General features: G+C 59.2%; 17 protein-coding genes and 2 tRNA genes. 6 read left to right on the top strand and 13 right to left on the bottom strand.

Going from position 1 to position 21314, the window contains the following annotated elements:
* The first annotated feature begins 117 nt into the window (after positions 1-117).
* Together erdR and AB4N84_RS04270 are read left to right on the top strand one after the other, a co-directional pair.
* Positions 118-765: a response regulator transcription factor ErdR gene (gene erdR / locus AB4N84_RS04275; RefSeq protein WP_460045357.1), complete on the top strand. Its 648-nt coding sequence runs from the start codon at positions 118-120 to the stop codon at positions 763-765.
* Between the two features lie 105 nt (positions 766-870).
* The gene (locus AB4N84_RS04270) at positions 871-1239 is read left to right on the top strand and encodes a diacylglycerol kinase (protein WP_074752694.1); all 369 of its coding nucleotides are present in this window, start codon (positions 871-873) and stop codon (positions 1237-1239) included.
* A 26-nt stretch (positions 1240-1265) separates the two neighbouring features.
* On the opposite strand, the gene AB4N84_RS04265 is transcribed toward AB4N84_RS04270, so the two are convergent.
* The gene (locus tag AB4N84_RS04265) at positions 1266-2192 is read right to left on the bottom strand and encodes a LysR family transcriptional regulator (protein WP_074752693.1); all 927 of its coding nucleotides are present in this window, start codon (positions 2190-2192) and stop codon (positions 1266-1268) included.
* A 121-nt stretch (positions 2193-2313) separates the two neighbouring features.
* On the opposite strand from AB4N84_RS04265, the gene fpr reads away from it, so the two are divergent.
* Positions 2314-3093: a ferredoxin-NADP reductase gene (gene fpr / locus AB4N84_RS04260; protein ID WP_002554680.1), complete on the top strand. Its 780-nt coding sequence runs from the start codon at positions 2314-2316 to the stop codon at positions 3091-3093.
* A gap of 269 nt (positions 3094-3362) precedes the next feature.
* Here the strand turns inward: fpr and tsaA are convergent, their stop codons facing one another.
* The 3 genes from tsaA to AB4N84_RS04245 form a co-directional block, all read right to left on the bottom strand.
* The gene (gene tsaA, locus AB4N84_RS04255) at positions 3363-4064 is read right to left on the bottom strand and encodes a tRNA (N6-threonylcarbamoyladenosine(37)-N6)-methyltransferase TrmO (protein WP_460045356.1); all 702 of its coding nucleotides are present in this window, start codon (positions 4062-4064) and stop codon (positions 3363-3365) included.
* A 17-nt stretch (positions 4065-4081) separates the two neighbouring features.
* The gene (locus AB4N84_RS04250; protein ID WP_074752691.1) at positions 4082-4543 is read right to left on the bottom strand and encodes a YehS family protein; all 462 of its coding nucleotides are present in this window, start codon (positions 4541-4543) and stop codon (positions 4082-4084) included.
* A gap of 66 nt (positions 4544-4609) precedes the next feature.
* Positions 4610-5320 (bottom strand): rRNA pseudouridine synthase, encoded by a 711-nt coding sequence (locus AB4N84_RS04245; protein ID WP_460045355.1) that lies wholly within the window; start codon positions 5318-5320, stop codon positions 4610-4612.
* A gap of 162 nt (positions 5321-5482) precedes the next feature.
* On the opposite strand from AB4N84_RS04245, the gene AB4N84_RS04240 reads away from it, so the two are divergent.
* Positions 5483-6478, top strand: coding sequence for an alpha/beta fold hydrolase (locus tag AB4N84_RS04240; RefSeq protein ID WP_074752689.1), 996 nt, complete (start codon positions 5483-5485; stop codon positions 6476-6478).
* Between the two features lie 140 nt (positions 6479-6618).
* Here AB4N84_RS04240 and AB4N84_RS04235 read toward each other — a convergent pair whose 3' ends face one another.
* A complete protein-coding gene (locus tag AB4N84_RS04235) occupies positions 6619-7086 on the bottom strand; it encodes a GNAT family N-acetyltransferase (protein WP_460045354.1) in 468 nt (155 codons plus the stop codon).
* 111 nt (positions 7087-7197) lie between these two features.
* Entirely contained in the window at positions 7198-8535 is a 1338-nt protein-coding gene (rimO, locus tag AB4N84_RS04230) for a 30S ribosomal protein S12 methylthiotransferase RimO (protein WP_074752687.1), read from the bottom strand.
* A gap of 270 nt (positions 8536-8805) precedes the next feature.
* On the opposite strand from rimO, the gene AB4N84_RS04225 reads away from it, so the two are divergent.
* Positions 8806-10704, top strand: coding sequence for a potassium transporter Kup (locus AB4N84_RS04225; protein WP_074752686.1), 1899 nt, complete (start codon positions 8806-8808; stop codon positions 10702-10704).
* 191 nt (positions 10705-10895) lie between these two features.
* On the opposite strand, the gene AB4N84_RS04220 is transcribed toward AB4N84_RS04225, so the two are convergent.
* From AB4N84_RS04220 to AB4N84_RS04205, 4 genes are all read right to left on the bottom strand, one after another.
* Positions 10896-12197 (bottom strand): virulence factor family protein, encoded by a 1302-nt coding sequence (locus tag AB4N84_RS04220; protein WP_460045353.1) that lies wholly within the window; start codon positions 12195-12197, stop codon positions 10896-10898.
* Entirely contained in the window at positions 12197-14839 is a 2643-nt protein-coding gene (mprF, locus tag AB4N84_RS04215; RefSeq protein ID WP_074752684.1) for a bifunctional lysylphosphatidylglycerol flippase/synthetase MprF, read from the bottom strand. Before mprF ends, AB4N84_RS04220 begins: the two co-directional genes overlap by 1 nt.
* A gap of 332 nt (positions 14840-15171) precedes the next feature.
* Positions 15172-15248 (bottom strand) — tRNA-Met (locus AB4N84_RS04210).
* Positions 15249-15509: 261 nt separating this feature from the next.
* Positions 15510-15586 (bottom strand) — tRNA-Met (locus AB4N84_RS04205).
* 247 nt (positions 15587-15833) lie between these two features.
* On the opposite strand from AB4N84_RS04205, the gene dinB reads away from it, so the two are divergent.
* A complete protein-coding gene (dinB, locus tag AB4N84_RS04200; RefSeq protein ID WP_074752683.1) occupies positions 15834-16892 on the top strand; it encodes a DNA polymerase IV in 1059 nt (352 codons plus the stop codon).
* A gap of 7 nt (positions 16893-16899) precedes the next feature.
* On the opposite strand, the gene AB4N84_RS04195 is transcribed toward dinB, so the two are convergent.
* The 3 genes from AB4N84_RS04195 to AB4N84_RS04185 all read right to left on the bottom strand — a co-directional run bounded on the left by AB4N84_RS04195 (position 16900) and on the right by AB4N84_RS04185 (position 21163).
* Entirely contained in the window at positions 16900-17856 is a 957-nt protein-coding gene (locus tag AB4N84_RS04195; RefSeq protein ID WP_460045352.1) for a hypothetical protein, read from the bottom strand.
* 78 nt (positions 17857-17934) lie between these two features.
* Positions 17935-19650, bottom strand: coding sequence for a proline--tRNA ligase (locus AB4N84_RS04190; RefSeq protein ID WP_460045351.1), 1716 nt, complete (start codon positions 19648-19650; stop codon positions 17935-17937).
* 172 nt (positions 19651-19822) lie between these two features.
* Positions 19823-21163, bottom strand: a complete 1341-nt coding sequence (locus AB4N84_RS04185) for an OprD family porin (RefSeq protein WP_460045350.1) — start codon at positions 21161-21163, stop codon at positions 19823-19825.
* Between the last annotated feature and the right edge of the window lie 151 nt (positions 21164-21314).

The raw sequence follows: 21314 nt of genomic DNA, 5'->3' as shown, positions 1-21314 counted from the left end.
TCCCCGCGTGCGCTGGCGTTGTTTGCGTCGTACTGACGCGCTGTAAAAAAGTGGCATTTCCCGATGCCATCGTGAGCGCTGAATCCGTCGGCTCTCACCTATAAACAGGATCATGAAATGACCTACGAAATCCTGATCGCCGATGACCATCCCCTGTTCCGCAGTGCCTTGCACCAGGCCCTGACCCTGGGCTTGGGCCCCGACGCCCGACTGGTCGAAGCGGAAAGCATCGCCGATCTGGAGGCGCGTCTGACGGAGAAGTCCGATTGGGATCTGGTGTTACTGGACCTCAATATGCCCGGCGCGTACGGATTCTCAGGGCTTGTGCTGCTCAGGGGACAATACCCGCAGGTGCCGGTGGTCATGGTGTCGGCGCAGGAAGAAGCGGCTGTGGTGGTCAAGTCGAAGGAGTTCGGCGCCAGCGGTTTCATTCCGAAGTCCAGTTCGCTGGAAACGATTCAACAGGCGGTGCGCACGGTGCTCGACGGCGACGTCTGGTGGCCGCCACAGGTCAACGAAAACGTGAGCGTCTCGCCGGAGGCCAAGGCCGCCAGTGAAGGCCTTGCCAGCCTGACCCCGCAGCAGTTCCGCGTGCTGACCATGGTCTGTGAAGGCTTGCTGAACAAACAGATTGCTTATGAGTTGAGCGTGTCCGAAGCCACCATCAAGGCCCATGTGACCGCGATCTTTCGCAAGCTGAACGTACGAACGCGCACGCAGGCCGCTTTGCTCTTGCAACAAATGGAATCGATTTCGCCCAGCTGATGCGTCTGTTTTACCGCTTTTCGCGGCCTCCAGCGGCGGTTCTTCACACTTTTTTGACCGCCGCTGAACTAGCCTCCACCGTCTTCTTTTATCAGTAGTTTTCCTATGACGTCGCCTTTCAAAGGTCAAACCGGCCTTAAACGTATTCTCAATGCTTCCGGGTATTCACTTGACGGCCTGATTGCCGCCTTTAAAGGCGAAGCCGCGTTTCGCCAACTGGTGTTGCTCAACGTCATCCTGATCCCGGTGTCGTTTCTGTTTCATGTCAGCCGGGGCGAGCGGGCGATTCTCATCGCCGTGTGCTTGCTCGCGCTGATCGTCGAGTTGCTGAACTCGGCCATTGAAGCGGCCATTGACCGAATTTCCCTGGACCGCCACCCGTTGTCGAAGAACGCCAAGGACATGGGCAGCGCGGCGCAGTTCGTCGCGCTGAGCATGATCGCTGTGGTCTGGGCGTTGATTTTGTTGGGTTGACCGTACTGCGTTTGCCCGGCGTCGCTTCAGGCGATACTGGGCAACACGATCTCGTCACTGCGCTGCACGCCGGCCGTGAAGGCGCGGCAAAGGTCCAGAAATTCGCGGATGGCCGAGGTCTGGTATTTTTGCTTGTGCCAGATGAAGTAGAACTGGCGCACCAGATCCAGTTCCGGTGTTTCCACCGCCACCAGGCTGCCCCGGCGAAACGCGTCACGCAACGCCAGCCGGGATATGCAACCAATCCCCAGTCCGGATTCCACCGCGCGTTTGATCGCCTCGGTGTGCTCAAGCTCAAGGCGCACGTTCAGGCTGTTGAGGTGGTGACGCATCGCCTGATCAAACGTCAGGCGCGTGCCTGAACCCTGCTCCCGAAGAATCCAGGCTTCCTGCGTCAATTCTGCCAGTGTGGCGTGCCCGCGCTTGGCCAGCGGGTGCTGAGGCGCACAAAACACCACCAACTCGTCCTCCACCCAGGTTTGCACCTCGATGTCGGGATGGCTGCAATCGCCCTCGATCAAGCCCAGGTCGATTTCGTAGTGCGCGACCTGCTGCACGATATTGGCGGTGTTCTGCACATGCAGCTTCACCTGGCTTTCCGGGTGACGTTGCATGAAGCTGCCGATCAACAACGTAGCCAGATAATTGCCAATGGTGAGTGTGGCGCCGACCGCCAATGAACCGAAACCGGACTTGCCGTTGAGCAGGTCTTCGATTTCCTTGGCCTGATCCAGCAATGCAACGGCCTGAGGCAACAATTGCCGTCCGGTGGCATTCAGGCTCAGGCGTTTACCGGCGCGATCGAACAACTGGCAACTGGATTGCCTTTCGAGTTCGGTGATGGAGGTACTGGCCGCCGATTGCGACAGGGAAAGCTGCACGGCAGCGCGTGAAACGCTTTCCTGTTGGGCCACGGCGACGAAGACTTGCAGCTGACGAAGAGTAAATCGCATATCTATATAACCGATAACCCATATCTTGATAATTCAGTTAACAGATATTGTGTCTGCCACTAGAATATCGCGCAATGGCGCTTTGACCGGCGCAGGCACATTTCAGGAGTTCCCACGTACCATGAGCAACATGAATCACGAGCGTGTCCTCAGCGTTCATCACTGGAACGACACCCTCTTCAGTTTCAAGTGCACCCGTGATCCAGGCCTGCGCTTCGAGAACGGTCAGTTCGTCATGATCGGTCTGCAGCAGCCAAACGGGCGCCCGCTCATGCGTGCCTACTCCATCGCCAGCCCGAACTGGGAAGAGCATCTGGAGTTCTTCAGCATCAAGGTGCCGGACGGCCCGCTGACCTCGCAGCTGCAGCACCTCAAGGAAGGCGACGAGATCATCATCAGCAAAAAGCCTACCGGCACGCTGGTGCTCGATGACCTCAAGCCAGGCAAGCACCTGTACCTGCTCAGCACCGGCACCGGTCTTGCGCCCTTCATGAGCGTGATTCAGGACCCGGAAACCTACGAGCGTTTCGAGAAGGTCATCCTGTGCCACGGTGTGCGTTACGTGAACGAAGTCGCCTACCGCGAGTTCATCACCGAGCACCTGCCACAGAACGAATTCTTCGGCGAAGCGCTGCGCGACAAGCTGATCTACTACCCGACCGTTACCCGCGAGCCATTCGAAAACGAAGGCCGCCTGACCGACCTGATGCGCAGCGGCAAGCTGTTCAGCGATATCGGTCTGCCGCCGATCAACCCGCAGGACGACCGCGCCATGCTCTGCGGCAGCCCAAGCATGCTCGACGAAACCAGCGAAGTGCTGAACAGCTTCGGTCTGACCGTTTCGCCACGCATGCGTGAGCCGGGCGATTACCTGATCGAGCGTGCATTCGTCGAGAAGTGATACTGAACCCGCAGGTCTTAAAACTTGCGGGGCGTTTTTGACTGAAGATATTCAGCGTTTAATGCGGCCCCTTCCCGAGCACGCTCGGTCCCACAGGGTTTTGCAGCTGGCTGAATATCGGGGCTTCGTCTGGAGTCCTCTGTGGGAGCGAGTTTCCTCGCGAAGAAGTCAGTGCGGGCGCTAGAGGTTTAGTGCCTGACAAAAAAACCGCCTGGAGGTCACGGACCAGGCGGTTTTTTTGTGGGCGATCGCTGAGTGGCGAGCAGGGTTCAACAGGCAGGGACGATTTCCAGCACCCGAATCAGGCCGGCTTGCGGATAATGCCAGCGCACGTCCAGGTCCCAGAATTGCGCGCCATACACACGCTCTGGCGCTGGCACCTGATACGCCGGCCGTGGGTCTTGGGCCAGGCACTGATCGATCAGCTCCACCAGTGGCTCATCGAGGCGCAGGGCATGTTCACGCGCCTGCACGAGCGCTGCATCGTTCCATTGCACGGGAATCAGCGCCGGGGCGGCATCAGCCATGCGGTTGCTCGCACCGGTAACAACATCGGCATAGGGCACGTAAGGTTTGACGTCCAGCACCGGTGTGCCGTCCAGCAGGTCGATGCCTGACAGCCACAATCGTCCGGCTTCGACCTTCTCCAGCTTCACCACCGATTGCCCGATGCCGTTCGGCCGGTGGGTAGCACGGGTGGCGAACACGCCCATCGACTGATTACCCCCAAGACGAGGAGGGCGCACTTTCAGTCGGGGTTTGTCCTCCAGCGCTTGATGGAACACAAACAGCAGCCAGACATGGCTGACCTGTTCCAGCCCCTGTACGGCCTCACCCTGATCAAACGGCGCCACCAGTTCAAGTACGCCACGGGCGGCCGGTGCCAGTTGTGGCTGGCGCGGGATGGCGAACTTCTCCCTGAAGCAAGAGCGCACGAAACCGATGGGAGAGACGCTGTAACTCGGGTTCATTGGGTCATCGACAGCCTTCAGCCGCGTACGCGCAACGTCAGCCCGCGCAGGAAATTGCGCAGCAGCTGATCGCCGCATGGGCGGTAGTTGTTGTGCCCGGCTTTGCGAAACAGGGCGCTCAGCTCAGGCTTGGAGACGGGAAATTCGGCGGCCTTGAGGATCGCGTGCATGTCGTCTTCCTTCAGTTCGAAAGCGACGCGCAGCTTTTTCAGGACGATGTTGTTGGTCATCGGCAGTTCGATCGGCAACGGAGGGCGGGTTTCATCCTTGCCGCGCTTGAAGAAAACCAGGCCGTCGAGAAAGTAGGCCATGACTTCGTCGCTGCAAGGCTCGAAACCCTCTTCTTCGTCTTTCTTCATGTAGGCCATGATCTGGGCCTTGGTCACGTCGAAGCCGCCCAGCTTGATGATATCCACCACCTTGGCGTCGCTGATATCGAGCATGTAGCGAATGCTACGCAGTACATCGTTGTTCATCATGATGCGTGAGTCCTGATCAATCGGGTGTGAGCGCGCGCGGGTGCCGCGTTGCGCTGGAAATGCGGGTTAGAACTTTTCTTTATCGGTCATGTAGCGCCATTGGCCTTCCGGCACCTTGCCGATCGAGACGCCGCCGACGCGGATCCGCCGGATCGACACGACTTTCAAGCCAACCGCTTCGCACAGTTGCGCGATGACACCGGGCTGGGGGTTCTTCATGGCGAAGCGCAGGCGGGTTTCGTTCTGCCAGCTGGCCTTGACCTTGGGCAGTTCCTTGCCCTTGTACATCAGGCCGTGGTTCAGGCGGTTGAGGCCGTGAGCAACCATCTCGCCATCGATCTCGACCACGTACTCCTGTTCGATCTTGCTGCGGTCGTCGGTCAGCTTGCGCAGGATTTTCCAGTCCTGGCTGAACACCATCAGGCCGCTGGCATTGGCCTGCAACGTCGAGATGGCTTCCAGGCGCAGGAAATGACCCTTGAGCGGACGCTTGCTGAAGCTGTGCTCGGCCGACAACGACTCGGGCGTAATCAGTGACAGGGCTTTTTCAGGGCTCATGCCGACGGGGACGTTGAACAGGATGGTCACGGCTTCAGGGGTGACGGCCTTGGCATCGGGGCTGAGAACGACGGTCTGGTTCTCGACCTTGAATTGCGGCTCGTCGACGACAACGCCGTCCACCGTGACCCAGCCGCCTTCGATGAACAGCTCGGCTTCGCGGCGCGAGCAGCCGACCTGCTCGATAAGGCGTTTGGAAAGGCGAATGGGGTCAGTCATGAGAAAAGCCGTAACAGAAGGGAAAGGCGCCTATTGTACCCGTGCAAGCACCGTTAATCGCGGCAACATTGAAAATGCTTCTTGAATGAGACTCCATCTGAAGGATTTTTCCGGGAGTAGCGTTGGTCTGCTCTTGATTCCCACTTCATATGGAGCTTTTTCATGACCAAATGGTTACCCGCGCTGCTGATGGGCATCAGCTTGCCTTTGCTGGCGGCGCAGACGCCTTCCTATGGCCCGCAACTGGAAGGGTTTCAATACCCGTTCGCGGCGCAGAATTTCAGCTTCGAGTCGCAGGGTGCGCAGGTGCAGATGGGGTACATGGACATCAAACCCACCGGCACGCCCAATGGCAGGAGTGTGGTGATGCTGCATGGCAAAAACTTTTGTGGCGCGACCTGGGAGGGCAGCATTAAAGCGCTGACGGCTGCGGGCTATCGTGTGGTGGCGCCGGATCAGATCGGCTTTTGTCGTTCCAGCAAACCCGCTGACTACACCTACTCGTTCGAGCAACTGGCGCAGAATACGAAGGCACTGTTGACTCACTTGGGCATCGATCATGTGACTGTGGTCGGACACTCCATGGGCGGCATGCTGGCGACGCGTTTTGCCTTGATGTACCCGGATCAGGTGGATCAGTTGCTGCTGGTCAACCCGATCGGCCTTGAAGACTGGAAAGCCAAAGGCGTGCCCGATCGAAGTTTCGACGATTGGTACGCCCGTGAACTGAAAACCAGTGCCGAAAGCATTCGCAAGTATCAGCAATCGACCTATTACGCCAACGAATGGCGGCCGGAGTTCGATCATTGGGTCGACATGCAGGCCGGCATGTTCAACGGCAAGGGCAAGGAAGAGGTCGCCCGGGCGTCGGCGAAGACCTACGGGATGATCTTCAATCAGCCGGTCTTCTACGACTTTGAAAAGCTGAAGATGCCGACGGTGTTGTTCATCGGCCAGAAGGACAACACCGCCATCGCCAAGGACGCCGCGCCGCAAGCCCTGCGCAAGACGCTGGGCAACTATCCCGAGTTGGGCAAGGCGGTCGCCAAGCGGATTGCGCAGGCGACGCTGATCGAGTTCGCAGGGTTGGGGCACGCGCCACAGATTCAGGACCCGCAGCAGTTCAATAAAGTGCTGCTGGAGAGCTTGAAGCGCTGAGCGAGTCGCTGATTTGCGCCTGACACGCTGCATGAACAACCCTGTAGTGTAGGAGCCGGCTTGCTGGCGAATGCTGTAGATCAGCCAACCATCAACGTGTCTGATTCAACGCGTTCGCCAGCCAGCCAGCTCCTACAGAATCACGCGTCACGTTCAAGTTTTGGTTTCAGGCGCATCCGCAACATCGGATACGGGCGTCCCAGGCCGTCCACCTCAGAGCGGCCCACCTGCTCGAACCCCTGCTTCTCATAGAACCCCAAGGCTTGCGGGTTCTGCTCGTTCACGTCGAGTTCGGTCACCCTGTAGTGCTCGATGGCATAGTCCAGCAGCTTCTTGCCCAGCCCCAGGCCGCGATAATCCGGTGCGACGAACAGCATCTCCAGTTTGCCGGGGGTCGTTCCGCCGAAACCGGTAATGTTCAGGTGCGAGTCACGGGTGCAGAACAGGTTCACCGAGTCCAGGTACTGCGTCTCCAGCAGGTTCCTGAGCAGGGTGATGTAGTTTTCCGGCAGGAAGTCATGGGTGGCGCGAACCGAGGCCTCCCACACGCGGGTCAGTTCGGCGTAATCGTGCTGCTTGGGCAGGTAAATGACCGAGTGGTGGGTCATGTTGCCTCTTCTCCTGTTCTGTCGTTGTCCTGATGTGGAGACGATAGCCAGAAAAAACAAACCCCGCCGTTTGAAGGGCGGGGTTGTCATGAAGCTTGACCGGATCGGCGCTTAGACCGGTTCGGCCCACAGGTCATATTCGTCTGCGTCAACCACGCGGCACATGACCTTGTCGCCTGGCTTCAAATCACGATCGCTCTCGACAAAGACGTTGCCGTCGATTTCCGGCGCATCGAAGAAGGAGCGGCCCACGAAGCCTTGCTCGTCAACTTCGTCGATCAGCACTTCGATTTCCTTGCCGATCTTCATCTGCAGGCGTGCGGCGCTGATGGCCTGCTGGTGGGCCATGAAGCGGTCCCAACGGTCCTGCTTCACATCGTCCGGCACGATCGGCGCGTCCAGCAGGTTGGCGGGTGCGCCTTCGACTGGCGAGTACTGGAAGCAACCCACGCGATCAAGCTGCGCTTCGGTCAGCCAGTCCAGCAGGTACTGGAAGTCTTCCTCGGTTTCGCCCGGGAAGCCGACGATGAACGTCGAACGGATGATCAGGTCCGGGCACTGCTCGCGCCATTTTTTGATGCGCGCCAGGGTCTTGTCTTCAAAGGCCGGGCGTTTCATCAGCTTGAGGATCTTGGGGCTCGCGTGCTGGAACGGGATGTCCAGGTAGGGCAGGATCTTGCCCTCGGCCATCAACGGGATGATTTCGTCGACGTGCGGGTACGGGTAGACATAGTGCATGCGGACCCAGACGCCCAGCGAGCCGAGGGCCACGCAGAGTTCGGTCATACGGGTCTTGACCGGTTGGCCGTTCCAGAAGCCGGTGCGGTATTTGACGTCGACGCCGTAGGCGCTAGTGTCCTGGGAGATGACCAGCAGTTCCTTGACGCCGGCCTTGACCAAGCGCTGGGCTTCGTCGAGCACGTCGCCGACCGGACGGCTGACCAGCTTGCCGCGCATGGACGGGATGATGCAGAAGCTGCAGCTGTGGTTGCAGCCTTCGGAAATCTTCAGGTAGGCATAGTGGCGCGGGGTCAGCTTGATGCCTTGTGGTGGCACCAGATCGATCAGCGGGTTGTGATCGAGTTTCGGCGGCGCGGCGTCGTGGACGGCGTTGACTACTTGCTCGTACTGCTGCGGACCGGTTACGGCCAGCACGCTTGGGTGGACGTTGCGAATGACGCTTTCGTCCACGCCCATGCACCCGGTGACGATCACCTTGCCGTTTTCGGCGATCGCTTCACCGATGGTGTCCAGGGATTCGGCCTTGGCGCTGTCGATGAAACCGCAGGTATTGACCACGACCACGTCGGCGTCCTGGTAGGTCGGCACGACCTCATAGCCTTCCATGCGCAACTGAGTGAGGATGCGCTCGGAATCGACCAGGGCCTTCGGGCAACCGAGGCTGACAAAGCCGACCTTGGGGGCGGCAGACGTGGTGACGGTGGACATTGACTAACCTCGGCGTAGGTATGCCTGGGCGATTGACCGAGGCATTGATTGGGCGCTGGGTGCGCCTCTGATCAAAAAGTGCGCAATTCTAGCGATCAGTCGAACGATTGACCAGTGTTATACCGAGAATTACGACGAGTGCTGCGCTATGCTTCGCGCCTTGAGCCCGGCGGCGGTGTCTACCGGGCTCATCGGAATTTACCGGTGTGAGTCAGGTCCATGGGACAGCACCGCACCGTTGTGCTCGAGTCATGGTTTCAGGAGTGGTAAATGGGTCACGCAACTAGTCAGGCCGAGGCCGGACATCAAACGGCGAAACCACTGAGTCTGCTGGTAGGCGCGGTAGGGGTGGCGTACGGGGACATCGGCACCAGCCCGCTGTACACGATCAAGGAGGTATTCGTCGGTGGTTATGGCGTGCAGGCCGGTCACGATGCTGTGCTGGGTATCCTGTCGCTGATCTTCTGGTCGTTGGTGTGGGTGGTGTCGTTCAAGTACATGGCCTTGGTGCTGCGCGCCGATAACGACGGCGAAGGCGGCATCATGGCGCTCACGGCGCTGGCCCGCCGGGCATCGGCCAGGTTCCCGAAACTGCAGGCCACCATGATTGTGTTTGGTCTGTTCGGTGCGGCGCTGTTCTACGGCGACAGCATGATCACCCCGGCGATCTCGGTGCTGTCGGCGATCGAGGGGATGGAGCTGGCGTTCGACGGCCTCGATCACTGGGTCGTGCCGATCGCGCTGATCGTGCTGGTGGCCTTGTTCCTGATTCAGCGGCACGGCACCGCGCGGATCGGCGTGATGTTCGGTCCGATCATGGTGCTGTGGTTCGTGACCCTCGGCGCGCTCGGCATTTTCGGCATCGCGCGTCAGCCGGAAGTGCTCCACGCGGTCAATCCGGTCTGGGCTGTGCGCTTCTTTATCGACCATCCCGGTATTGGCGTGGCCGTGCTCGGCGCGGTGGTGCTGGCGCTGACCGGTGCCGAAGCCCTTTACGCGGACATGGGCCACTTCGGTCGCAAGCCGATTTCACGCGCCTGGTTCGGTCTGGTACTGCCCGCGCTGATGCTCAACTATTTCGGTCAGGGCGCGCTGGTCATCCAGGACCCTGAAGCCGTGCGTAACCCGTTCTACCTGTTGGCGCCGAGCTGGGCGCTGCTGCCACTGATCGGCCTGTCCACGCTGGCAACCATTATTGCGTCGCAAGCCGTGATCTCCGGCGCGTTCTCGATGACGCTGCAGGCGATTCAACTGGGTTACATCCCGCGCATGTACATCCAGCACACCTCGAGTGACGCACAAGGGCAGATCTATATCGGTGCCGTGAACTGGGCGCTGATGGTGGGTGTGATTCTGCTGGTGCTGGGCTTCGAATCTTCTGGCGCACTGGCCTCGGCATACGGCGTCGCGGTGACGGGCACGATGCTCTGCACCACCATTCTCGTTGCGTCCGTGATGCTGTTGGCATGGAAGTGGTCGCCCTGGATTGCAGTGCCTATCCTGGCGGGCTGTCTGTTTGTAGACGGTATGTTCTTCGCGGCCAACGTGCCGAAAATCTTTCAGGGCGGCGCTTTCCCGTTCCTGGCCGGCATCGCGCTGTTCATCTTGATGACCACCTGGAAGCGCGGCAAGCAACTGCTGGTGGACCGTATAGACGAAGGCGGCCTGCCGTTGCCGATCTTTATCAGCAGTATCCGCGTTCAGCCGCCGCATCGCGTTCAGGGGACGGCGGTGTTTCTGACTGCCCGTCCGGATGCAGTGCCGCACGCCCTGTTGCACAACCTGCTGCACAATCAGGTGCTGCATGAGCAGGTGGTGTTGCTGACGGTGGTTTATGAGGACGCGCCACGGGTGCCTGCTTCCCAGCGCTTTGAAGTCGAGGCGTACGGGGAGGGCTTCTTCCGGGTCATCCTGCACTTCGGTTTCATCGACGAGCCGGACGTGCCGGCGGCGCTGAAACTGTGCCATTTGCCTGACCTGGATTTCAGCCCGATGCGGACCACGTACTTCCTCAGCCGTGAAACCGTGGTGTCCACCAAACTGAAGGGCATGGCCCGCTGGCGTGAAGGGCTGTTTGCTTTCATGTTGAAGAATGCGAACGGCAACCTGCGCTTCTTCAAGCTGCCTTACAACCGGGTGATCGAGCTGGGGACGCAAGTGGAGATGTAGTTACCGCGGCTGCGCCTGTTTGCAGGCGCGAGCTTGCGTGCTCGCGATGCGGTGTGTCAGTCGACATACGCGTTAACGGACAGACCGCATTCGTCACCGTCGTAACCGCCGGCAGCACCTACAGTTGGCGTGTTTGGAGCCAAAAAAATCCCCGCAGTCGTGAGAGTGCGGGGATTTTTTATGCTCCGGATTTACTCGGCGCCGGCCGACTCGGGCGCTTCCTTGCCTTTCCATTTGTCGATGACAGCAATCAGGCGCTTGGCCAGCGCCGGGTAGTCCTCATCGAAGTGATGGCCACCCGGCAACTGCAGTTTCTGGCCAGGGGCGGTCGCTTCGGTGCAGCCGCTCTCATCCTTCTCTTCCACGCCATAGACGCAGAACACCTTGTCACCCGGCAGCTTGGCCATTTCCGGACCGGTAGCCGCTTCCTTGCCCGACGCGCCGAGCCAGCCTTCGACAGCGATTTCGAAGCTGCCGCTGCGCGCGAAGGCGAGGAGGATGATGCCGTCGACACGGGCTTTGTCGTCTTCCGGCAAGCGGTTGTAGATCGCCGGCAGCACGTCGGCGCCGAATGAGTAACCGGCAAGAACGAAATGCTTGGCGCCCCATTTCTGGCGATAGTGGGCCATCAGCTCGGTGAGGTCCGCTGCGGTCTGCTCAGGGGATTTGTGCTCCCAGTAGTAGCGCAGGGTGTCGATGCCGACGACCGGATAGCCGCCCGACTTCGCCATGTCGCCGGCCACGTCCTTGTCCAGATCCCGCCAGCCGCCGTCGCCGGACAGGAACAGGGTGACGGTATCCGATGGCTGGCTCGAAGGCACTTCAACCACGGGAATGTTCAGGCCGCCGCTGGCGTCATCGGCGATCAGCAGATGACGGACTTCGGTGTTCAGAATCTGTGGGTACTTGATGTCGTAGTCGCTGATTTTGGTCTCGGCGTTGGGCGTGTCACGCACGAATACAGCGGTTTCATCGTCCGGACCGTCGTTCCAGGCCACGGTCCATTTGCCGTGGGCAGCGGCTTTGGGTGGAGGGACCTTGCAGTCAGGCTGATTGAGGACAAAGTTCACGGAGATCGCTTTGGCTTTGTCATTGTTCTGGCCGGCCAGCCAGTCCCACGCCACCGAACCGCCAGCACTGATGCCAGCGACTACGTCCGGAGTGCCATCGAGCTTCTGCAACGCGGCGCTGAAGGTCTTCTCTTGCAGTTGGCAGTCGTCCTTCGGCAGGACAACCTGAATGACCTGAGCCGAGGCGTCGTAGCTGAGCGCGAGGACCTGCTTTTCGGTCAACGCATCGTCGGTGGTCACGGCCAGTGCGACCCGTGTCTTGACCTTGGTCGATGGCGTGGCGCGAATCAGCGCCGAGCCATCCTCCAGTGTCATGCGTTCCAGCGTCGGTTGTGCGGCAGGGCGGTTCCACAGCCAGAACCCCAATGCCACCACCAGAATTACCAGGGCTGCGAGTAAAAAGCGCCAGTAGCGTTGAATCATCAGCGTTTCACCAATCCAGTCAGGCCGCCCGCAATAAGGGCGGCGGTATCTGCCAGTGCCACCAGCGGATCGAGTCCTGCGGGCACAGCCATATAACGAGGTTCCCAGTCAGGCTGGAATTTGTCTTTGAAGCGGCGCAAGCCCTGGAAGTTGTAGAGCTGCTCGCCACGGCTGAACACCATCGAACCCAGACGCTGGGTCAGTGGGGCACCGCGCCGTGGCTGAAGGCCCGACAGCGGCACCATGCCGAGGCTGAAGCGCGCGTAGCCTTCCTTTTTGTAATGCAGAATCAGGCCGACCATCATGAATTCCATGGTCAGCTTCGGTGCTTCCGGGTGCGAACGCATCAGATCAAGGCTGGCCAGATCATGGCGAGAGGTTTCCAGCAGGTTGGAAAACGCCACGGGCTTGCCTTCGAAATGAACGATGGCGATGCGGAAGTGCTTGAGGTAATCCAGGCTGAAACGGCCGAGTGAGAAGCCTTTCTCGCGCACATTCTTACCGGTCAGCCAGGCATCGGAAATCACTTTCAGCTCATCCATCGGGGCTTGGCCGACTTCGTAGATTTCCAGTGACAGACCATCGCGACCACCCCGGTTCCAGGTGTAGCGCAGGTCCTTCATTTCCTTGCCCTTGGCCTCGATGTCGAACTTGTGCAGGTCGACGCGCGCCTCTTCACCCAATTTGATCGCGGTCAGGCCGATGTCCATGTAGAACGGCAGGTTTTCCGCGCGCACCTGATAGAACACGGGGCGGGCGTGGTGCACGTCACACAGGTCTCGGAACTGCCAGATCAACTCGGCGCGCTGTTGGGTCGGGCCGATCGGGTCGTAAAGCGCGACCAGACTGCGGCCACGATGGGCATACATCAGAAAAGCATTGCCATCGGGGTGCAGCAACACCGCTTTGTCACCGGTCAGTACCAGGCCGCCGTCAGGCTGGTTGGAGGCCTTGATGATCTCGGCGGCCTTCGCCAGCTGCGCTTCGTCCGGCAAATCGATTTGCGGACGTGCGGTACGCAGCAGCCAGGTCAGCGAAACGATGACCAGCAACACCGCGCTGCCCAGTGCCGAGCGCAGCCCGCGCGGTGCATCGGCATCAAGGGTGAACTGCCACCACAGCTGATGGCTGTAAGGCACGTCCTGATAAGCGAACAGCAGCAACCAGAACGAGGCGCCCAGCACGCAGATACTGGCGACCAGATACAGCGGCGAGAACGGCAGTTCCAGCAGCCGGCTCGGCCGATAGAAGGAGCGACGGAAGATCGCCAACAGGCAGGCAGTCAGCAACAGCAGGCTGGCTTCTTCCCAGTCGAAGCCTTTGAGGATCGACAGGATGGAGCCGACGAACAGCAGAATCGTGGTCAGCATCCAGGCGGCGGACAGGCGACGACGCAGGCCCTGAGCGAGCAGCAGGCACAGCACGCCGATCAAGCTGGCGCCGAAGTGCGAGGCATCGATCAGGCGATGAGGGATCAAAAAGCCGAGGCTTTCCAGGCGCGTATCGATTTCGGGCGTCGCGCCGGAAAACAGCAGGACCACGCCGGACAGAAACACCAGCAGCGCCAGAATCGGCGCCCCCAATCCTGAAGCGACGCGCATGGCCTGACGGGCGAACAGGAACCGTTTGGCTTCGCTGAACAGCAGCACCAGGCACGCAATCAGCAACGGCAGGAGCACATAGATCAAGCGATACAGCAGCAGGGCCGCTGCAAGTGGCGCTGCTCCCAGTTCATCGGCAAAGGCGGTCAGCAGGATGGCTTCGAATACGCCAACGCCGCCCGGGACGTGGCTCAGCACGCCGGCCGCTAGCGCCAACAGGTACACCAGCAGGAACGCGCCGAACGGCGGGGCAGAAGGAAGCAGTAGATAAAGGACAGCGGCGGCGGCGGCCACGTCCAGCGCGGTGATCACCAGTTGCATCAAGGTCAGGCGCAGGCCGGGCAGACGCAGTGTACGGCGTCCGGCGCGCACCAGCAGATTGTGCGGGATGGTCTGTTCCGGGAGGCGACGGCGGTAAATCGCGAAGGCCAGAATCAAGCTGATCGCCAACACGGCAACCGCGACAGTCGCCAATACGGGGACCGACACATGCAGCGCCAGCGACGCCGCGGGCAGGTCACTCAATGTAGCCAGCGCGGCCAGTGGTGGCAGCGCGCAACCCAGCGAAAGGCTCGCGAACAGAGTCATGTGGGCGACTTCGCCCGCCCCCAGTCCCAGTCTGGAATACAGCCGGTAGCGCACGGATCCGCCGGACAACATCGACAAACCTACGGCGTTACCGATGGCAAACGCGCAGAAGCCGCCCATGACCAATGACTTGGCGGGCAAATTAACGTTTGCATAGCGGCTGGCGGACCACTCATAACCCAGCAGGATGGTGAAGCCGATGGCGGTCGCCAGAACGGCGCCGCCCAGTGAAGGCAAAGGGACGCTGAGCAGGGAGTCCTGCAGGGCGTAAATGTCGAGTTCGGTCAGCATGTGCCGACAGGCAATCAACGCCAGGGCGAACAGGAGGATAGTGACAGCCAGACCGATAGGCTGACGGTACTTGCTCACCAGTTCGCGCACGCGCAGTCGGGCAGGGGGGACCGGAGTATTCTCCGGAACTGCTTCGTTTGTGTCGGATGGGTTGGCGCGCATCAATCACTCCTTGGATCGTGCGCGACAGGATGGGGGTATACAGCCAAGTTACCAATCCCTACGCAAAAAATAATTCAGGATGTTAGCGCTTCAACGTCTAACGGGCGAATACAGCGGATACGTCTTGGTGACCGTTCAGTCTAGGTTCAGTTACTGGCAAGCGTATCGGCTGGGGGGACAAAAACTGTCGCACCCGGCAACATAAAGTAACAAGCCATTGAAGGCGGAGCCGTACTGACAATGAATTGTGACAAGCGTTTGGTCATGCTGTTCGGGAGCTTTTCGTCAGGGCAAAAAAAAGGCCACTCTTTCGAGTAGCCTTTTTAGACGTTTGGTTGCGGGAGCCGGATTTGAACCGACGACCTTCGGGTTATGAGCCCGACGAGCTACCAGACTGCTCCATCCCGCGTCTGTGAGGCGGCATTCTACAGTCGAACGACGAGGTGTCAACCTTTAATGCTCAGGATCGACAAAATAACCACATTCGTTGTGCCGGTACGCTTAAGTGACCGATGGACAAGGCTTTTATCCCGTCAGGCACTGATTTGCAGCTGGCCATGATCGACGGGCAATGTTTCAGTTGTATGAAGCGGCTGGGGCGGCGTGAAGGGGTAGCAAAAGCAGACGCGCACAAAAAAGGCCACTCTTTCGAGTAGCCTTTTTTGATGTTTGGTTGCGGGAGCCGGATTTGAACCGACGACCTTCGGGTTATGAGCCCGACGAGCTACCAGACTGCTCCATCCCGCGTCTGTGAGGCGGCATTCTACAGAGGAACGACGGGCTGTCAAGCAAATGACAGAAAAAAGTGCTTTTTCTTCAATTGGTTAGCGCCCACCTTCAATAGAAGTGGCTTGCCGAGGCTTGCCACACGGGCCTGTCAGCGGATTCGCCGTGAGGCTGCTGGTGCATTTCTCGTCAGTGATTTGGCGTGGTGAGTGTCAGACCGATACTTGAGTGAGATACTGCCCAACCTGTTTTCCTACGACCACACGCTATGCCGCAGCGCAAAATTATCCATATCGACTGTGACTGCTTTTACGCTGCCATTGAAATGCGTGACGATCCGCGTTTGGCCGGCAAGCCGCTGGCAGTCGGTGGGTCGGCCGACCGGCGTGGCGTCATCGCAACCTGCAATTACGAGGCGCGCGCCTATGGCGTGCGTTCAGCGATGTCGTCGCGGCATGCGCTGACGTTGTGCCCGGATCTGACCATCGTGAAGCCGCGCATGGATGCATATAAAGAAGCGTCGAAGGAAATTCACACCATTTTTCGAGACTACACGGACCTCATCGAGCCACTGTCGCTGGATGAAGCCTATCTGGACGTTTCTGAATGCAGCCATTTTGCCGGGAGCGCCACGCGCATCGCTCAAGACATTCGCCGACGTGTGTCTAACCAGCTGCACATCACCGTTTCCGCAGGTGTGGCCCCCAACAAGTTTCTGGCCAAGATCGCCAGCGACTGGCGAAAGCCGAACGGGTTGTTCGTCATCACGCCGGATCAAGTCGAAGCATTCGTGGCTGACCTTCCTGTCTCCAAGCTGCATGGCGTGGGCAAGGTCACCGCCGACAAGCTGGGTCGCCTGGGCATCGTCAGTTGTGCGGATCTGCGGGGATGGGCCCGGTTGTCACTGGTGCGCGAGTTCGGGTCGTTTGGCGAACGGCTGTGGAACCTGGCGCACGGTATCGATGAGCGGCCAGTCCAGAACGATAGCCGCCGCCAGTCGGTGAGTGTCGAGAATACTTACGACACCGACTTGCCTGATCTGGCCAGTTGCCTGGAAAAGCTACCCGCGCTGCTGGAGAACCTGAATGGTCGGATCGCCCGCATCGACACGCTTTACCGGCCAGGCAAACCTTTCGTGAAGGTGAAGTTTCATGACTTCACCCAGACGACGCTGGAGCAGGCCGGGGCGGGGAAGGATCTTGAAAGTTATGAGCAACTGCTGACTCAAGCCTTCGCACGCGGTGACAAGCCGGTGCGACTGCTCGGCATCGGGGTGCGGCTGCACGATCTGCGCAGCGCCCATGAGCAGCTGCAGTTGTTCAATTGACGTAACGTTATTCGCTGCCCACCGGCACAGCCACCAGACGACCCGCATCTTTCGCCAGAGACTTCAGGAATTCATGCTGCAATTGAGGATCGTTGCGGGTCATCTCGATTAGCGACTGTTCGAGTTCGCTGGCTTCCTCTTCCAGGCCCAGCTCCGACAAGCGTTTGACCCGGTGCACCCACTGGCTCACTTCATCGTCTTCCAGATCGTCGTAAATCAGGTCGTGTGCTTCGATCAACTTGCCGCGCAACGACTTGCTCAAGGGCAAGCTGGCGCTGGCGTGCACATGGGTTTGCTCATCCTCGACCTTGAGGCTTAGCTGGGTCACACGGCTCAGGTCCTTCTCGGCGAAGGGGCTGTCCAGCAAGTTGACGCGCAGAACGCCGTTACGGTCTGTGTTCAGCTCGTCGGTGTCCTTTCCGGCTCTGACCTCAACCGGGCTCTCGCTCCACGGAAGGCTGGAGTGTTCGATTCGGTGGTCGCGCTGGACTTCGTCGATGCCGGCCAGGTTCTGTTGTGCGCGTCCATGCGAGGGGACGTTCATGAACGGGTTGATGCCAGCGACTCCGTAGTTGAGCCAGTCTTTGGTCACGCTGTCGGGCAGGCTGCCAAAGGTCAGCACGTTGACCACATTCGCGCCGACCCCTGCGACGATTGCGACGGCCCCGAGCGGGATCTCGTAGATTTCGCGCCAGGGTTGGTAGGGGGTGTAACGGTCGTAATGACGAGTGACATCGTACTCGGTGATGTCAAAGGTTTTCAGCTCGTGAATACGGACACGGCGTTGCGGCAGCTCAAGGGTCTTGGGCTCGCCGACGTCGATTTGAAAGCTGTGGTCGAGCAGTTTGCGCTCGATGCGTTCTTCGTGTTCGCTGCGTTGAGACAGATGGTTGGCGCAACCGCTGACGAGCAGACTGCCGCACAATGCGGCGCCTGCGAGGCTTGAGGAACTTCGCTTAAACATGAGATCTCTTGTTGCAGGCGGACTTGCCTGGACAAAACAGGTAAAAGCGCGCCCGCTTGAAGCGGGCGCGCCATTGACTCAGCGCTTGATCCGGTCCTTGATGAAGGACAGTACGTCGGCCACCGGCAAGGCCTGAGCTTCAGCCTCGGTGCGGCTCTTGTACTCCAGATTGCCTTCGGCCAGACCGCGGTCGCTGACCACGATACGGTGCGGAATGCCGATCAGCTCCATGTCCGCGAACTTGATGCCGGGGCTGGTTTTCTTGTCACGGTCATCCAGCAATACCTCGAAACCCGCAGCGGTCAGTTCCGCGTAGAGTTTGTCGGTGGCTTCACGAACGGCTTCTGTTTCATAGCGCAGGGGAACCAGCGCGATCTGGAACGGTGCCAGTGCGTCGCTCCAGATGATGCCGTTCTCGTCATTGTTCTGCTCGATGGCAGCAGCCACCACGCGGGAAACGCCGATGCCGTAGCAGCCCATGGTCAGTGTTACCGGTTTGCCGTTCTCGCCCAGGACCTGACACTTCATCGCGTCGCTGTACTTGGTGCCCAGCTGGAAGATGTGACCCACTTCGATGCCGCGCTTGATGATCACGGTGCCTTTGCCATCCGGGCTTGGGTCACCTTTGACGACGTTACGCAGGTCGGCAACTTCCGGAACCGGCAGATCTCGCTCCCAGTTCACGCCGAAATAGTGCTTGTCGTCGATGTTGGCGCCAATGCCGAAATCGCTCATCAGTTCGACCGAACGGTCGATGATGCAAGGCAATGGCAGGTTCAGCGGCCCAAGGGAACCGGCGCCTGCACCGATGGCGGCACGCAGTTCGGCTTCGCTGGCCATGACCAACGGGCTTGCAACCAGCGGGTGGTTGGACGCCTTGATCTCGTTGAGCTCGTGGTCGCCACGAATGATCAACGCGATCAGCTTGCCTTCTTCAGCGGCATGAACCACCAGCGTTTTGACCGTTTTTTCGATCGGCAGACCAAACTGCTCGACCAGTGCGGCGATGGTTTTCGCGTTCGGGGTGTCGACCAGGCGCAACGCTTCGGTCGCGGCACCACGGGATTTCTCGCGTGGGACGGCCTCGGCTTTCTCGATGTTGGCGGCGTAGTCGGAGGTATCGCTGAACACGATATCGTCTTCACCGGATTCGGCGAGTACGTGGAACTCGTGGGAGCCCGCGCCACCGATCGAACCGTTGTCTGCCACCACAGGGCGGAAGTTCAGGCCCAGGCGAGTAAAGACATTGCAGTACGCCTGATGCATGCGGTCGTAGGTTTCCTGAAGGGAGTCCTGAGTCGCATGAAAGGAGTAGGCGTCCTTCATGATGAATTCACGGCCGCGCATCAAACCGAAGCGTGGGCGGATTTCGTCACGGAACTTGGTTTGGATCTGGTACATGTTGATCGGCAGCTGTTTATAGCTGCTCAGTTCGTTGCGAGCCAGGTCGGTGATCACTTCCTCGTGGGTCGGGCCGGCGCAGAAATCACGGTCGTGACGGTCCTTCAGGCGCAACAGCTCAGGGCCGTACTGCTCCCAGCGACCGGATTCCTGCCACAGTTCCGCAGGCTGAATACCGGGCATCAATACTTCCAGTGCACCTGCAGCGTCCATTTCTTCACGAACGACGGCTTCGACCTTGCGCAGCACACGCAGGCCCATCGGCAGCCAGGTGTAAAGACCGGAAGCGAGTTTGCGAATCATGCCGGCGCGAAGCATCAGCTGATGGCTGATCACGACCGCATCGTTTGGCGTTTCTTTCTGTGTGGCGAGCAAATATTGACTGGTACGCATGGTCGGCCGTTGTCGGTTGCTGTGACTGGGAAATGACCTGGCATTGTACGGTGGTGATACGGTCGAGTACAGGGCGGACGGGCTTCGCAGCGCAAGGGATTGGCAGAGTTGCAGGCATGAAAAAGCCCGGCACAAGGCCGGGCTTTTCTATGACGAGTGTCAGACTGTTCGATTACAAGACCGAAATCGGGTAGTCGACGATCAGACGGAACTCGTTGATATCGCCTTCGCCCTCGTCGGTGTTGGCACGGTGCCAAGCTTGACGGATGCGGAACGACAGATCTTTGGCCGGGCCAGTTTGAACGACGTATTTGCTCTCGAAGTCGATTTCGTGGTGGCTACCGTCAGCACCGTACAGACCGGCGTAGGCGCTGTTCGCTGGAGTGTTAGTACCATCGATGTTGGTGCCGCTGACATAACGAGTCATGAAACTCAAACCAGGTACACCATACGGAGCCATGTTCAGGTCGTAACGACCTTGCCACGACCGCTCACCCGGGGCGTTAAAGTCGGAGTATTGAATCGAGTTCGCCAGGAAGATCGAGTCGCCACCGCGGTTGTTGTCGCCGATACCGATGTAGTCGAACGGTGTATCACCGTTAACCTTCTGGAATGCCAGAGTCAGGGTATGGGCGGCCAGGAACGAGTAGGCTGCAGAAAGCGAGTAGGTGTTGTTGCTGATATCGCCTGCTTTCTTGCTGCCAGTGTCCTGGGTGTTGTAGTAGTTGAAGTCGAAGGCCAGGGACTGGTCATCGGTCAACGGCAGTGCGTAGTTCACGTTGCCGTAGTACTGGTTCCACACGTCTTCCAGTTTGTTGTAGTAGAAACCAACACCCAGGTTGTCGGTGACCGAGTACTTACCGCCACCGTAGGTGGACGACTTGGAGGTCACGCCCGCGTACGTTGCCCAGATGTCACCGTTGTGGGTCATGTCGTCTTGGCTGGTGCCCGACGTGAAGCGACCCGCTTCAACGTCCAGACCTTTGATCTCGCTGCTCTGCAAGGTCACGCCAGTCGCCGTTTGTGGCAACAGGCGGGAGCCGCCGACTGCGAAGACAGGGTTCTGCGGCTGCATGTCGCCGATTTTCAGTTCGGTTTTCGAGATGCGGAACTTAACAGCGCCACCGGCTTTGCCGAAGCTGTCTTCGTTTTTGCCGTTGCTGTCAGTAACCAGGTTGCCCGAACCGGAGTACTTGTCGGAGCCGTCCAGTTTGAAGCCGGCATAGCCGAACGCATCAACGCCCACGCCGATCAGACCTTGGGTGTAACCGGAGCTGTAGTTAGCCCAGAAACCTTGCGTCCAGTCTTTGTCATCGACGTTGTGACGGAAAGGGTTGAAGGTGTCTTTCTTGTCACGGTTGAAGTAGTAGTTGCGGGCCTTGACGTCCAGCGTGCTACCTTCAACAAAACCAGTTGCTTCGGACTGATCGCTTACGAATGCCGCAGCCGATGCCAATTGGGTACTGGCCGCAGTAACTGCCAGGGCGATTGCGCTCCACTTCATCACTCTCATCGTGACTTTGCTCCTTTGGTTTTAAGAAGAGTACTGCCGTCCACCTGTTTTTTTATCTGGGCGGCTCTTTCTTTTTGGTGTCGGCGAAACTTATAGCACGCTGACATTATTGGCGATAGTTACGAACCTATCCTTTCAATTTCTTTACGGC

This window comes from Pseudomonas sp. S2_H01, assembly GCF_054668305.1.
Note: the sequence above shows the minus strand (reverse complement) of the source record. Positions and strands in the feature narration are given on the sequence as shown.

Bases quoted from the DNA above. Each gene is read 5' to 3' on its own strand.
- erdR (WP_460045357.1), top strand. From the start codon at position 118: ATGACCTACGAAATCCTGATCGCCGATGACCATCCCCTGTTCCGCAGT.
- AB4N84_RS04270 (WP_074752694.1), top strand. From the start codon at position 871: ATGACGTCGCCTTTCAAAGGTCAAACCGGCCTTAAACGTATTCTCAAT.
- AB4N84_RS04265 (WP_074752693.1), bottom strand. From the start codon at position 2,192: ATGCGATTTACTCTTCGTCAGCTGCAAGTCTTCGTCGCCGTGGCCCAA.
- fpr (WP_002554680.1), top strand. From the start codon at position 2,314: ATGAGCAACATGAATCACGAGCGTGTCCTCAGCGTTCATCACTGGAAC.
- tsaA (WP_460045356.1), bottom strand. From the start codon at position 4,064: ATGAACCCGAGTTACAGCGTCTCTCCCATCGGTTTCGTGCGCTCTTGC.
- AB4N84_RS04250 (WP_074752691.1), bottom strand. From the start codon at position 4,543: ATGATGAACAACGATGTACTGCGTAGCATTCGCTACATGCTCGATATC.
- AB4N84_RS04245 (WP_460045355.1), bottom strand. From the start codon at position 5,320: ATGACTGACCCCATTCGCCTTTCCAAACGCCTTATCGAGCAGGTCGGC.
- AB4N84_RS04240 (WP_074752689.1), top strand. From the start codon at position 5,483: ATGACCAAATGGTTACCCGCGCTGCTGATGGGCATCAGCTTGCCTTTG.
- AB4N84_RS04235 (WP_460045354.1), bottom strand. From the start codon at position 7,086: ATGACCCACCACTCGGTCATTTACCTGCCCAAGCAGCACGATTACGCC.
- rimO (WP_074752687.1), bottom strand. From the start codon at position 8,535: ATGTCCACCGTCACCACGTCTGCCGCCCCCAAGGTCGGCTTTGTCAGC.
- AB4N84_RS04225 (WP_074752686.1), top strand. From the start codon at position 8,806: ATGGGTCACGCAACTAGTCAGGCCGAGGCCGGACATCAAACGGCGAAA.
- AB4N84_RS04220 (WP_460045353.1), bottom strand. From the start codon at position 12,197: ATGATTCAACGCTACTGGCGCTTTTTACTCGCAGCCCTGGTAATTCTG.
- mprF (WP_074752684.1), bottom strand. From the start codon at position 14,839: ATGCGCGCCAACCCATCCGACACAAACGAAGCAGTTCCGGAGAATACT.
- dinB (WP_074752683.1), top strand. From the start codon at position 15,834: ATGCCGCAGCGCAAAATTATCCATATCGACTGTGACTGCTTTTACGCT.
- AB4N84_RS04195 (WP_460045352.1), bottom strand. From the start codon at position 17,856: ATGTTTAAGCGAAGTTCCTCAAGCCTCGCAGGCGCCGCATTGTGCGGC.
- AB4N84_RS04190 (WP_460045351.1), bottom strand. From the start codon at position 19,650: ATGCGTACCAGTCAATATTTGCTCGCCACACAGAAAGAAACGCCAAAC.
- AB4N84_RS04185 (WP_460045350.1), bottom strand. From the start codon at position 21,163: ATGAGAGTGATGAAGTGGAGCGCAATCGCCCTGGCAGTTACTGCGGCC.